This window comes from Streptomyces sp. NPDC046197 (assembly GCF_040646295.1).
Classification (GTDB): Bacteria; Actinomycetota; Actinomycetes; order Streptomycetales; family Streptomycetaceae; genus Streptomyces.
This window is the reverse complement of sequence record NZ_JBEYZY010000041.1, coordinates 32,679-45,482: the sequence shown is the minus strand read 5'-3', so window position 1 is coordinate 45,482 and position 12,804 is coordinate 32,679. Positions and strand designations below refer to the sequence as shown.

General features: G+C 73.8%; 14 protein-coding genes. 7 read left to right on the top strand and 7 right to left on the bottom strand.

From position 1 onward, the window contains the following. Window position 1: 1 nt before the first annotated feature. Together AB0A61_RS35275 and AB0A61_RS35270 are read right to left on the bottom strand one after the other, a co-directional pair. Window positions 2–256 (bottom strand): MoaD/ThiS family protein, encoded by a 255-nt coding sequence (locus tag AB0A61_RS35275; protein WP_355900302.1) that lies wholly within the window; start codon window positions 254–256, stop codon window positions 2–4. 38 nt (window positions 257–294) lie between these two features. Next, the gene (locus AB0A61_RS35270; protein ID WP_361301802.1) at window positions 295–1,182 is read right to left on the bottom strand and encodes an alpha/beta fold hydrolase; all 888 of its coding nucleotides are present in this window, start codon (window positions 1,180–1,182) and stop codon (window positions 295–297) included. 314 nt (window positions 1,183–1,496) lie between these two features. On the opposite strand from AB0A61_RS35270, the gene AB0A61_RS35265 reads away from it, so the two are divergent. The 7 genes from AB0A61_RS35265 to mshD all read left to right on the top strand — a co-directional run bounded on the left by AB0A61_RS35265 (window position 1,497) and on the right by mshD (window position 8,264). Further along, the gene (locus AB0A61_RS35265; protein WP_361301799.1) at window positions 1,497–2,315 is read left to right on the top strand and encodes a response regulator transcription factor; all 819 of its coding nucleotides are present in this window, start codon (window positions 1,497–1,499) and stop codon (window positions 2,313–2,315) included. Between the two features lie 86 nt (window positions 2,316–2,401). Then, window positions 2,402–3,424, top strand: coding sequence for a LacI family DNA-binding transcriptional regulator (locus AB0A61_RS35260; protein WP_361301796.1), 1,023 nt, complete (start codon window positions 2,402–2,404; stop codon window positions 3,422–3,424). 290 nt (window positions 3,425–3,714) lie between these two features. After that, a complete protein-coding gene (locus AB0A61_RS35255; RefSeq protein WP_361301793.1) occupies window positions 3,715–4,767 on the top strand; it encodes a trypsin-like peptidase domain-containing protein in 1,053 nt (350 codons plus the stop codon). 37 nt (window positions 4,768–4,804) lie between these two features. Beyond that, window positions 4,805–5,023, top strand: coding sequence for a hypothetical protein (locus tag AB0A61_RS35250; protein ID WP_361301790.1), 219 nt, complete (start codon window positions 4,805–4,807; stop codon window positions 5,021–5,023). 90 nt (window positions 5,024–5,113) lie between these two features. Further along, window positions 5,114–5,845, top strand: a complete 732-nt coding sequence (locus AB0A61_RS35245) for a response regulator transcription factor (protein WP_361301787.1) — start codon at window positions 5,114–5,116, stop codon at window positions 5,843–5,845. After that, entirely contained in the window at window positions 5,842–7,314 is a 1,473-nt protein-coding gene (locus AB0A61_RS35240) for a HAMP domain-containing sensor histidine kinase (protein WP_361301785.1), read from the top strand. Before AB0A61_RS35245 ends, AB0A61_RS35240 begins: the two co-directional genes overlap by 4 nt. Window positions 7,315–7,343: 29 nt before the next feature. Then, on the top strand, window positions 7,344–8,264 hold the full coding sequence (gene mshD / locus AB0A61_RS35235) for a mycothiol synthase (protein WP_361301782.1): 921 nt from the start codon (window positions 7,344–7,346) through the stop codon (window positions 8,262–8,264). Here the strand turns inward: mshD and AB0A61_RS35230 are convergent. The 5 genes from AB0A61_RS35230 to AB0A61_RS35210 are packed head-to-tail and all read right to left on the bottom strand — an operon-like array spanning window position 8,221 to window position 12,767. Continuing rightward, window positions 8,221–8,961 (bottom strand): ABC transporter, encoded by a 741-nt coding sequence (locus tag AB0A61_RS35230; RefSeq protein WP_361301779.1) that lies wholly within the window; start codon window positions 8,959–8,961, stop codon window positions 8,221–8,223. The two genes, mshD and AB0A61_RS35230, sit on opposite strands and share 44 nt — an antisense overlap. Then, the gene (locus AB0A61_RS35225) at window positions 8,958–10,505 is read right to left on the bottom strand and encodes an ABC transporter permease (protein ID WP_361301776.1); all 1,548 of its coding nucleotides are present in this window, start codon (window positions 10,503–10,505) and stop codon (window positions 8,958–8,960) included. Before AB0A61_RS35225 ends, AB0A61_RS35230 begins: the two co-directional genes overlap by 4 nt. After that, window positions 10,502–11,365, bottom strand: coding sequence for an ABC transporter ATP-binding protein (locus AB0A61_RS35220; RefSeq protein WP_361301773.1), 864 nt, complete (start codon window positions 11,363–11,365; stop codon window positions 10,502–10,504). Before AB0A61_RS35220 ends, AB0A61_RS35225 begins: the two co-directional genes overlap by 4 nt. Next, window positions 11,362–12,219 (bottom strand): zf-HC2 domain-containing protein, encoded by an 858-nt coding sequence (locus AB0A61_RS35215; protein ID WP_361301770.1) that lies wholly within the window; start codon window positions 12,217–12,219, stop codon window positions 11,362–11,364. Before AB0A61_RS35215 ends, AB0A61_RS35220 begins: the two co-directional genes overlap by 4 nt. Further along, window positions 12,216–12,767 (bottom strand): RNA polymerase sigma factor, encoded by a 552-nt coding sequence (locus AB0A61_RS35210; protein WP_361301767.1) that lies wholly within the window; start codon window positions 12,765–12,767, stop codon window positions 12,216–12,218. The genes AB0A61_RS35215 and AB0A61_RS35210 overlap by 4 nt, the downstream gene beginning before the upstream one ends. Between the last annotated feature and the right edge of the window lie 37 nt (window positions 12,768–12,804).

Sequence of the window (12,804 nt, the reverse complement as noted above, 5' to 3'; positions counted from 1 at the left end):
CTCACCCTCCTGCGAACGGGGGGAGCACCTCGACCGTGCCGCCCTCGGTCAGCCGTACCGTCTCATGTCCGCGCGTCCCGACGGGGTCACCGTCGATGAGGAACGAGCAGCGCCGCAGGACGCGGGCCAGTTCGCCGGGGTGCCGCTCGCGCACCGCGTCGAGCGCCTCGGCGAGCGTCGCCGCCTCGTACGGCTCCTCGGCGACCCCGGCCGCGGCCTTCGCCGCCGCCCAGTAGCGCACCGTGACCTTTGCCATCCCGTCCCTCGAGTCACTCGGTAATGAACAGCCTCAGGCTAGCCCGCCCGGGCGACGGCCCAGTCCGCGATGCGGTGCAGCAGCGCGTCGGCGGCCGCGTGCTCGGCGTGGCCCATGCCGGGCTCCAGCCAGAGTTCGCCGTGGTCACCGGCGGCCGATGCCAGCATCCGGGGGTGGTCGACCGGGAAGTAGCCGTCCCGGTCGCCGTGCACGATCAGCAGGGGTGTGGGCGCGATCCGCGGGACCGCCTCCACCGGGGAGAGCGGAACCGGGTCCCAGTCGCGGTGGTGGATCCGCGTGCGCAGTCCGTAGCGGCCCACCAGACGGCCCTCGGGGCGGGTCACCAGCCAGTGCAGCCGGCGCATGGGCGCGGTGCCCCGGTAGTACCAGCGGGCGGGCGCGCTCACGGAGACGACGGCGTCGGTGTGTGCCTCCGTGCGCCCCTCCTGCTCCGGGCCGCCCGGCCGGCCGTGCAGGGCAGCGTGCCGCAGCACCACCGAGCCGCCCATGGAGAAGCCGACGGTCGCCGCGCGCGCGTGCCCGAAGCCCCGCGCCCAGGCCACCGCCGCCGCGAGGTCGAACACCTCGCGGTCGCCGACCGTCGAGCGTCCACCGGAGGCCCCGTGCCCGCGGAAGGAGAACGTGACCACGGCTCCGTACTGCGCGAACGCCTCCGCGACCCGGCGCACGTGCGGCTTGTCCAGGTCGCCCGTGAAGCCGTGCGCGATCACGAACACCAGGTCGCCGTCGGGTGCCGGACGGGCGTCGGCCGGGGCGTCGTGCACGACCGCACCCGGTTCGTATGCGGCGTCGATCCGCACCCCGTCCGAGGTGCGCAGGAACGTCCTGACACGTGTACGTGGCGGCGTCTCACACTTCGGGACGACCGACGAACGGACCACATGACCTGCCGAACCCGAGCTCATGTCGGCTATTGTGCTGTGAAGAGGACTCGGGCAGCGAAGCCCCCGGGTCCTTTTGTGCTTTCGGAAGCGTTGTATACGAGGCGGTAAACCGCAGGTGTACGGGGCCGTCGATCGCACGGTGGCTCTCCGGGGCCGCGGCGGGTCCCAGGGGCACGGGATCCGCACCACCGTACGAAGCAGTGCCGCGATGTCCTCGCCGGGACCGAGGAGGAACCAGACGACATGGGCGAGCCAACCGTGCACGGACGCATGACGGCCCAGGCATGGGGATCCCCCCTGCCCGGGCGAAGCCGAGAGCTCGGGGGAGGCGTGCGATGAGTTCGCTGCTGCTCCTGACCAACGCCCTCCAGCCGTCGGCGGAGGTGCTTCCCGCCCTCGGCCTGCTGCTGCACAACGTGCGCGTGGCTCCGGCGGAGGGACCCGCACTGGTCGACACCCCGGGTGCCGACGTCATCCTGGTCGACGGGCGGCGCGACCTGCCGCAGGTGCGCAGCCTGTGCCAGTTGCTGCGCTCCACGGGCCCCGGCTGCCCGCTCGTGCTGGTCGTGACGGAGGGCGGCCTGGCGGCCGTGACCGCCGACTGGGGCATCGACGACGTGCTCCTGGACACCGCGGGTCCGGCCGAGGTCGAGGCCCGGCTGCGGCTGGCCATGGGCCGCCAGCAGATCGTCAACGACGACTCCCCCATGGAGATCCGCAACGGCGACCTGTCGGTGGACGAGGCGACCTACAGCGCCAAGCTCAAGGGCCGGGTGCTGGACCTCACCTTCAAGGAGTTCGAGCTGCTGAAGTACCTCGCGCAGCACCCCGGCCGCGTCTTCACCCGCGCCCAGCTGCTGCAGGAGGTGTGGGGGTACGACTACTTCGGCGGCACCCGGACCGTCGACGTGCACGTACGGCGGCTGCGCGCCAAGCTCGGCCCCGAGCACGAGTCGCTGATCGGAACCGTGCGAAATGTCGGTTATCGATTCGTTACTCCTGAGAAGGCGGACCGCGCGGCCGGGAGCTCCTCCCGTTCGGGAGAATCCGGGAACGACAGGGCGGAGGCGGGGGCCGAGTCGGCCCGGCCAAAGACGGAGGATGCGGACACCCCGGCGGAGGCGGCCGCCGCGGAGGTCCGCGCGAAGGCGTAGCGGACGCCCGGGCAGGGCATTGCTTACGCACATCCAAGCTTCGATACGCCCTGCCCGGAGCGGGTCCATCCGCGTAGACTCCGCGCGTGGCCAAGGTGACTCGGGATGATGTGGCGCGGCTGGCGGGGACTTCCACCGCCGTGGTCAGCTATGTCATCAACAACGGACCCCGGCCGGTCGCCCCGGCCACGCGCGAGCGTGTCCTCGCCGCCATCAAGGAGCTGGGGTACCGGCCCGACCGGGTCGCCCAGGCCATGGCCTCGCGCCGCACCGACCTGATAGGTCTCATCGTTCCGGACGCGCGCCAGCCGTTCTTCGGGGAGATGGCGCACGCGGTCGAGTGGGCCGCCGCCGAGCGCGGAAAAATGGTTCTCGTCGGCAACTCCGACTACGTCGGTGAGCGCGAGGTCCACTATCTGCGGGCCTTCCTCGGGATGCGGGTCTCCGGGCTGATTCTGGTGAGCCACGCGCTGAACGATCTCGCCGCCGCCGAGATCGACGCGTGGGACGCCCGCGTGGTGCTGCTGCACGAGCGGCCCGAGGCCATCGACGACGTCGCCGTCGTCACCGACGACCTCGGCGGCGCCCAGCTCGCCGTACGTCACCTGCTGGAGCACGGCTACGACTACGTGGCGTGTATGGGCGGCACGGCCGAGACGCCGGCCGTGGGCGACCCCGTCTCCGACCACGTCGAGGGCTGGCGGCGCGCGATGGCCGAGGCGGGACTGCCGACCCAGGGGCGCCTGTTCGAGGCGCCGTACAACCGGTACGACGCGTACCGCGTGGGCCTGGAGATCCTCTCCGGTCCCGACCGTCCGCCGGCGATCTTCTGCTCCACCGACGACCAGGCGCTCGGACTGCTGCGGGCCGCGCGGGAGCTGCGGATCGACGTGCCCGGTGAGCTGGCGGTGGCCGGGTTCGACGACATCAAGGAGGCGGCACTGGCGGATCCGCCGCTGACGACGGTGGCCTCGGACCGGTCGGCGATGGCCCGGGCGGCCGTCGACCTCGTGCTGGACGACGGGCTGCGGGTCGCCGGTTCCCGCCGTGAGCGGCTGCGGGTGTTCCCGTCGCGGCTGGTCGTGCGGAAGTCCTGCGGGTGCGGGTGACGCCGTAGGGCCCGGTCGGTTGCAAGGGCGTGCGGCCGCGGGGCGTCGGTGGCTGCTCGCCCGCCCGGAGCCCCGGGCCCCTTCACCGGGACCTCGGGCCTCTTCCTCTCGGGCCTCTTCATGTCGGGCCTCTTCCTCTCGGGCCTCTTCCTCTCGGCCCTCTTCATGTCGGGCCTCTTCATGTCGGGCCTCTTCATGTCGGGCCTCTTTATATCGGGCATACGCGGTTCTGTCGGGCTTCTCAGCGGGGACTCAGGAGCCTCTCATGATCCCGGGACACTCTCTTTGACATGACCGAGAGCCAGCAGCAGCCCGTCTCCTCTCCCGTCAACCCGGAGTGGCCGCCCCCGCCTCCGTACGACCCCGCACCGGCCCCGTTCACCCAGGGCGCCCACGGCGGTCACGGGGGCGGCAACGGCGGCACCGCTGTGCTGCCCACCGTCCCGGCCGAGCCCGCGCCGAACAAGCGCGCCAAGGGCCCGGTCGCCCTGCTCGCCGCCGTGGCGATCACGGCCGCGGCCGTGGGCGGCGGGACCGCGTACGCCTTCCAGGAACTGACCGGCAGGACCACGGTCGCCTCCAGCACCACGAGCACCAATGTGGTGCCCTCCAGCCAGCGGGGCAGCATCGCGGCGATCGCCAAGGCGGTCAGCCCGAGCGTCGTCGAGATCAACGCCACCCTGAGCAACGGCACCTCCACCGGCTCCGGGGTGGTCATCACCGGCAACGGCGAGATCGTCACCAACAACCACGTGATCGCGGGCGCCACGTCGATCAAGGCACGCACCAGCGACGGCAAGGCGTACACCGCGCAGGTCGTCGGCACCGACAGCTCCAAGGACCTCGCCCTGATCAAGCTGGAGGGCGCCGCCGGGCTGAAGACGGCGGCCCTCGGCGACTCCGACGGCGTGGCGGTCGGCGACCAGGTCGTCGCGATCGGCTCCCCCGAGGGCCTGACCGGCACCGTCACCAGCGGCATCGTCTCGGCCCTGAACCGGGACGTGACCGTCTCGACCGACGAGAACCAGGGGCAGGGCGGCGGCGACGGCCGGTGGCCGTTCCAGTTCGGCGGACGCCAGTTCAACGGCGACACCGGCTCCTCCACCACGACCTACAAGGCGCTCCAGACGGACGCGTCCCTCAACCCGGGCAACTCCGGCGGCGCGCTGATCGACGCAGGCGGCAACGTCGTCGGCATCAACTCCGCTATGTACTCCTCGGCTTCCTCGGGTTCCTCGGGCACCGACTCGGCCGGCGCCGGCAGCGTGGGACTCGGCTTCGCCATACCGATCAACACCGTCAAGTCCGACCTGGCCAAACTCCGCTCCGGCTCCCAGAGCTGAGCGGGCCAACGGCCGGGCGAGTGAGAGGAGCACGACAATGATCGAGCAGTTTGTGCACGAGACGACCGCCACCGTCGACGCGACCGTCCCCGCGGGGGTCGCCCTGCCCCTGTGCGTCGCCAAGGATCTCCACAGCCCGGCGAGCCGCACGCCCGAGGTCGCGGTACCCCAGATGATGGGCCTGCGGACCTCCTCCGCCGTGCGTCCGCACCGCCACAAGGTGCCGCTGAGGCGGCTGACGGCGGTGCGGGGGTGAGCCTCGGCGCACCCCGCCCGACGGCCCGCGAACGTGCGAGGCTGAGAGGGCCCCACCCACGACCCACCGCACCCCGAGGAACAGCGAGCGATGAGCCCCGCCGATGGCGACCGTGACCCCCAGCGCATCCTGATCGTCGACGACGAGCCCGCGGTGCGCGAGGCACTCCAGCGCAGCCTCGCCTTCGAGGGGTACGACACCGAGGTCGCCGTGGACGGCGCGCACGCGCTGGACAAGGCGGCCGCGTACAAGCCGGACCTGGTGGTCCTCGACATCCAGATGCCGCGCATGGACGGCCTGACCGCCGCCCGCCGGATCCGCGGCGCGGGCGACACGACCCCGATCCTGATGCTGACGGCGCGCGACACCGTCGGCGACCGGGTGACGGGTCTGGACGCCGGGGCGGACGACTACCTGGTCAAGCCGTTCGAGCTGGACGAGCTGTTCGCCCGGATCCGCGCGCTGCTGCGGCGCAGCTCGTACGCGGCGGTGGCGGGCGGGGCCGACGAGGGCGAGGCCCTCACCTTCGGCGACCTGCGCATGGACCTCGCCACGCGCGAGGTCACGCGCGGCGGGCGGCAGGTCGAGCTGACCCGCACCGAGTTCACGCTGCTGGAGATGTTCATGGCCCACCCGCGCCAGGTGCTCACCCGAGAGCAGATCCTGAAGGCGGTGTGGGGCTTCGACTTCGAGCCCTCGTCGAACTCCCTCGACGTCTACGTCATGTACCTGCGCCGCAAGACCGAGGCCGACGGCGAGCCGCGGCTGGTGCACACCGTGCGCGGCGTCGGGTACGTGCTGCGGCAGGGCGGCGCGGAGTGAACAAGGCGGTACGCCACTTCCGCGCCCTGCCCATCCGCTCCCGGCTGGCGCTGCTGGTGGCGGCGGCGGTGGCGTTCGCGGTGGCCGCGGTCTCGGTGACCTGCTGGTTCATCGTGCGGGACCGGCTGTACAACGAGATCGACAACGATCTGCGGGCCACCGCCCGGGTGCCGATGGACGGCACCAGCATCGCGAACGTCATCGCCACCTGCCCCCAGTCGGCGTCGAGCCAGATCGGCACCAACGGCTTCGGCCCCGGCCCCAAGTCGCAGTACTACGAGATCGTCGACGCGAGCGGCACCACCTGTCTCTTCCGGAACTCGGCCGGCCTGGTGCAGCCCCGCGCCGTCGACAAGGACATGGCCAGGAACCCGAGGTACGACGGGAACCAGCTGCGCACCGACTCCGACAGCAGCGGAAACACCGTCCGGGTGCTGACCCTGCCGCTGACGGTCGGCCGGGGAGAGGTGAGCTCGCGCACCCCGGTTCCGGGCTACGCCCTGGTCCTGGCCGCCCCCCTCAGGAACACCCAGAGCACCCTCAACGACCTCGCCCTGCTGCTGCTGTTCGTCTCCGGCATCGGCGTGGTCGGCGCCGGAGCGGCCGGCCTGGCCGTGGCCCGCGCGAGTCTGCGCCCGGTCGACAAGCTGACCGAGGCGGCGGAACACATCGCCCGCACCGAAGACCTCTCCGTCCGCATTCCGGTCGACGAGGAGAGCGACGACGAAGTCGCCCGCCTGTCCCGCTCCTTCAACTCGATGACCTCCGCCCTGGCCAGCTCCCGCGAGCTCCAGCAGCAGCTCATCGCGGACGCGGGGCACGAACTGCGCACGCCTTTGACCTCCCTGCGCACCAACATCGAACTCCTCACCCGCAGCGAGGAGACCGGCCGCCCGATCCCCGAGGCGGACCGCAAGGCGCTGCTCGCCTCGGTGAAGGCGCAGATGACCGAACTGGCGTCGCTGATCGGCGACCTGCAGGAGCTCTCCCGGTCGGAGGGGCAACGCGGCGAGCGGGTGCAGGTCATCGCCTTCCACGACACGGTGGAGGCGGCGCTGCGCCGGGCCCGGCTGCGCGGCCCGGAACTGACGATCACGGCGGACCTCGACCCCTGGTACGTCCGCGCGGAGCCGTCCGCGCTGGAGCGGGCGGTGGTCAACATCCTGGACAACGCGGTGAAGTTCAGCCCGGAGGGCGGTACGGTCGAGGCCGTCCTGGAGCGGGGCGTGCTGACCGTCCGCGACCACGGCCCCGGCATCCCCGCCGACGAACTCCCGCACGTCTTCGACCGTTTCTGGCGCTCGCCGAGCGCACGCGCCCTGCCCGGTTCGGGCCTGGGCCTGTCCATCGTCGCCCGCACGATCGAGCAGGCCGGCGGCGAGGTCGCCCTGGCCCCGGCCGGGGACGGCGGCACGGTGGCGACCGTACGCCTGCCGGGCGCACCAGTGCCACCACCGGAAACTCCCTGACCCGGCGGCCGCGCCGTACTCTCATACGCATGACCAGCGACGACACCGCACCGATCGCCCGCTCCATCGAGACCCGCTCCGCACTCTCCCCGGACCAGGCCGAGGCCGTGCTCGACCTGCTGGCGGACGCCGCCCGCAACGACGGGCAGCAGGCGGTGTCCGAGCAGGGCCGGCTGCAGCTGCGCGGCGGGGCCCGCGAGGGCGTGTCCCATCTGCTGCTCACCGTCGACGACGAACTCGTCGGCTATGCCCAGCTGGAGGACACCGACCCCGTGGAGGCGCCCGCCGCCGAGCTGGTCGTACACCCCTCGCACCGGGGGCACGGCCACGGGCGGGCGCTCGGCTCGGCGCTGCTGGCCGCCTCGGGCAGGCGGCTGCGGGTGTGGGCGCACGGCGGGCACTCCTCCGCCCGCCACCTCGCGCAGGTCCTCGGGCTCACCCTCTTCCGCGAACTGCGCCAGATGCGGCGGCCGCTCACCGGCTTCGGTCTGCCCGAACCGAAGCTGCCCGAGGGCGTGACGGTACGGACCTTCGTCCCCGGCGAGGACGACGCCGCGTGGCTCGCCGTCAACGCGGAGGCGTTCGCCCACCATCCCGAGCAGGGCTCGCTCACCCAGCGGGACCTGGACGACCGCCAGGGGGAGCCGTGGTTCGATCCACGCGGGTTCTTCCTGGCCGAGCGGGAGGGCCGGCTGGTCGGCTTCCACTGGACCAAGGTGCACGCACAGGAGCAGCTCGGGGAGGTGTACGTCCTCGGCGTCGCCCCCGGCGCCCAGGGCGGCGGGCTCGGCAGGGCCCTCACGGTGGTCGGGCTGCGGCACCTGGCGGCACAGGAGCTGCCGACGGCGATGCTCTACGTCGACGCCGACAACAAGGCGGCGGTCTCCGTGTACGAGCGGATGGGGTTCACCACGTACGAGACGGACCTGATGTACCGCACCGAGACGTGACCGGCGGCCGGCCGGAGCGGACCGACCGGCGTCTCAGCGGCTCCGGCACGCACATCGCCCACACGGCCCCCGCCAGCATCAGGATCGCCGCCCACCACCCGTGCGCCGCCGCCCAGTTCGGGTCGTCCGGCAGCACCAGCAGGCTCCAGCGTCGCGGCACGAGCACCGCGACGAGAGCCAGCACGAGCAGCGTGACCGCGATGCCGCCGCCCGGCCGGGGCTCGTCCCCGAAGCGCACCGCGGCCGCCGCGAGGGCCAGCGCGCCGGTGGCGACGGCGGCCGCCTCCAGGGTCACCGCGCCGGCCGGAGGCCGCGCCTCCGCCGGCACCAGGAACAGCATCGCCGTCCACCAGGCCACCACGAGCGGGGCGAGGAGCGCCACCCGCAGCGCCGCCCGCACCGCGCGCCGCACCGGTACCGCGGCGGTGGTGTGCCGGGCGGGATCGTCGGAGACGAACGCCAGTGAGAGCCCGCCGCCGAGCGCGGCCAGCCGCAGCAGCACCAGGGCGGCCACCACGTCCGGTTCCTGACCGGGCAGCCGCACGACCCCCGCGGTCAGCAGCCCGAGCGCACCCGCTCCCGCGAGCGCCGGCCACGGCAGGGACCGCCACTCCGGGCGCACCAGGGCGCCGATCACCGTCCCCACGCCGCTCACCGAGGCCGTGCGCGGCGCCGCCCGCGCAGGCCGTACCGTCACTCGCCGCACGCGTCCTCGCTCTCCGTCCCCGGCGCCGCGGACGGCACGCCCAGCAGCCGGCCCACGCGCACCGTCGGGACTCCGGGAGCGGTCAGCTCGGCCCAGTGGGCCTTGACCGCTGCGGTGACCTGCGGGCGCGGACGGTGCAGCAACTCCCGCACGATCCGCGTCTGTTCGGCGCTCATCTTGAGTCCGTTCGTGGGGGTGAGCACATATGCGGATCCCTTGACGCTGTCGTCGAGGCGGACGTTGCGCAGGGCGGTCATCGGGGCGGGGTCGTTGCCGAGCGCGAGCCACATGACGGTCACCACCCGGCCGTCGCACACCGCGGCACCGGCCTTCTCGTCCCCCGCGACCAGCACCGAGGCCAGCCCGACCGAGAACTCGGGGATGCGGTTGCCGCCCCAGCGGGTGAGGACGGTGGTCTCGCCGCGCCGGGTGAGGGGCTCGTAGTAGGGGTCGTTCTGCAGGCCGTCGCGGGCGTCGACGCGCTGTCGTACGGTCAGCCGCTGCCCGGCGGCGCTGCCGCCCGCGAGGGACTGCACGCGCGTGACGGTCTTCGCCCACTCGGCGGTGCGCCCGGTCCACTCGGGCAGGGCGCAGTAGGTCGTGGTGCCGCGCACGGTGCAGGACTCGGCCTGCTCGGGGCTGACGGAGACCTTGGCCCTGGCCGCCTCCAGGGCGGCCGACGGGCCCTGGGCCTGGCCGGCGATCCCGGCGGCCGTGGCGGCGAGGGCGAGGGCGGTCACCGCCTTGACGCGGACCGTGCGGCCGCCGCTGCGCAGCAGCGCGGCGCCCAGCAGGGTCGCGACGAGACCGGTCAGGTAGAGGGCGTGCCAGGCGGCGGGGCGGCCCACCAGGTCGGAGGGGAAGGGGTCCGCGCCCCTGTCCTCGACGACCGGGGCGAGCCAGCGGGACCAGAGGGCGTTGTCGGCGAACACCCCGACGTAGGTGACGGCCACGTAGAGGGCGACCGCGAACAGCGGAGCGGCGAAGGAGGACGGGATCAGACGGCCCAGCAGCACCCCCGCGACGCCGCCCAGGAGCACGGTCAGCGGGCCCACCGCCAGTTCGGCGACCGAGCCGTGGCCGACCGCGCCCGGCTCGACCGCCGCCCGGCCGAACCGGAAGGCGACGACCAGTGCGACGAGCAGCGCGAACGGGACGACCGAGAGGGCGTGCCCCAGCGTCCGCCGCCACGGCTCCATCACCAGCACGTCGAAGTGCCGGTCGGTGCCCCGGCGGCGGGAGCGCAGCACGGCCCGGTTGGCGCAGGCGAACAGGGCGACGCCGACCAGCAGGGACCCGCTCTGGGTGGCCCGGTCGACGTCCTGGAGCGCCGGGAAGTCGTCCATGCCCTCGTGGCCGGAGAACATCGCCCAGCCGGTCTCGGCCAGATACAGCACGAGGACGGCGAACACCGGGACCTTGAGCAGCAGTTCGCGAGCCTCGAAGCGGGCGAGGGCGACGACGGCCGGCCGGCGCCGCCCCTCGTACGCCGCTTCGGTGGCCGCCGGCGCGGGGGACTCGAGCGTCGTGGTCATCGGGCAGCCGCCTCCGCTCCGGTGTCGTCGAGGGCGAGCAGATAGCCGTCCTCAAGAGAGGGTTCGAGGAGGTCGGCGCCCGCGGGCGGGTCGCCGACGTTGCGGAAGGCCCCCGTGCCCGTACGCCATCCGGCGCGTGCGCCCGGGTCGCGGTCCGCGCTGCTCCACACCCGTCCGGCCGCCCGCGCGGTCAGCTCGGCGGGGGTGCCCTCGAAGCGGACCCGGCCGCCGGCCATGACGATCACGCGGTGGCAGAGCATCGCGACGTCCTCGGTCTGGTGGGTGGACAGCAGCACCGTGCGGCCCTCGCCGGTGCGGGTGATCAGGTCCCGGAAGCGCATCCGCTGCTCGGGGTCGAGGCCGACGGTCGGCTCGTCCAGGACGAGGAAACGTGGTTCGCCGACCAGCGCGGCGGCCAGGGCGACCCGCTGCCGCATGCCCCCGGACAGCCGCTTGATGCGCCGGCCGCGGACGTCGCCGAGGCCGACCTCCTCCAGCACCCGCCGCACCTCGCGGTGGCGTGCCCCGCGGTCGGTCAGCTCCTTCAGGATCGCCACGTAGTCGACGAACGCGAACGCGGTGAAGTCGGGGTGGAAGCCGGGGTTCTGCGGCAGGTAGCCGAGCGAGCGGCGCACCGCGAGACGGCCCGGCGCCGTGGCCGGGTCGTGGCCGAGCACCGTGAGGGCGCCCCGGTCGGGCGGCACGGCCGTGGCGAGCACCCGCAGCAGGGTGGTCTTGCCGGCCCCGTTGGGACCCAGCAGCCCGGTGATGCCCTCGCCCAGCCGCAGGGAGACGTCGTCCAGCGCGGTGGTGCCGCCGTAGCGGACGGCCAGCCCGGAGGCGGAAACGGTGACGGTCACGAAGTGCTCCCGTGGGACAGGTCGGTGAAGGGGGCGCGGGCGGAGTCGAAGCGGTCGCGCAGGACGAAGACCAGCCCGGTGGCGAGGGCGGCGACGGCGGCCGCGACCGCCTGGCCCGCCGCGGTGAACGGTGGGAGGGGCGCGGTCCCCGGGGTCGCCTCACGGGCCACCACCAGCAGCCCGACCCACGCCATGCCGGTCAGGGCGGGGGCCAGGACCGGACCCAGCCGGGTGGAGAGCGCCAGACCGGTCGAGGTGAGGGCGAGCCCGGGCAGCAGCCAGGCCAGCGCGCCCAGCCCGTACCCGGGCAGCGCGAGGGTGGCGAGCCCGTTCAGCCCGAGCCCGACGGCCAGTACGGCGACCGTGCGCACGAGCAGCAGCCGGAACCCGTGCAGCGGGGCGACCACGGCCATCTCGTACGTCGGGTCGAGCGCCGGGCCGTACGCCAGGGCCACCCCCGCGAGCGGCAGCAACGGGGCGAGCGCCAGGAACAGGGTGGGCGACTGCGGCGAGCGCAGGGCGTCGGACGCGGCCGCCGCCATCATCAGTACCGCGGCCACCGCCAGCAGCCACGACCGGCGCAGCACCGGCGTCGCGGCCAGCAGCCGTGCCGTGTGGTCGGCCAGGCCGAGCCGCAGCAGCAGTCCCTCGAACAGTCCGGGCCGCGGCGCGTCGAGCTCCGCGTCCAGCCGCTCCCAGCCGACGGCCAGCGCAACCGGGTCGCTCACCGGGGCGAGCCGGGCCCGGCAATCGGCGCAGGCGGCGAGATGGGTGTCGGCGGACCACAGCAGGGGCGGGGCCAGCTCGCCGCGCACATACGCCCGCAGGTCCTCTTCGGCAACGTGCCAGGTCATGCCAGTGCCTCCCGCAGCTGCTTGCGGGCCCGCATGGCCCGTGTCTTGACCGTGCCGGCCGGAATGCCGAGCAGGACGGCCGCCTCCCGGGTGCTGAGCCCGTCGATCACCGTGGCCTGCAGGACGGCCCGCAGTTCCGGCGAGAGCCGGGTGAGGGCGCCCGCGAGGTCCCCGTGCTCCACCCCCGCGAGCACGCGCTCCTCCGCGGACGCCTCGTCGCGGTGCCTCAGCCGCGTCAGCGCCTGCCGCAGCCGCCCGCGCGCCCCGTCACCGCGCAGCGCGTCGATCAGCCGCCGCGCGGCGATGCGCCACAGCCACCCCGCCGCGTCCGGGGTGCGGCCCTCCTCCCGGTAGCGGGCGGCACCCCGCCAGACCGCGAGGAAGGTCTCCTGGACCACGTCGTCGACGAGGGCGGCATCGGCGCAGCGACCGCGCAGCCGCGCCGACAGCCACGGCGCGTACCGCCGGTACAGCTCCTCGAAGGCGCGCCGGTCGCCGTCCGCCGCGATGGCCCGCAGCAGCTCTCCGTCGCTTCGCGTTTCGCTCACGTCTCCTCATCGGACCGGGCCCGCCCATCGGTTCACA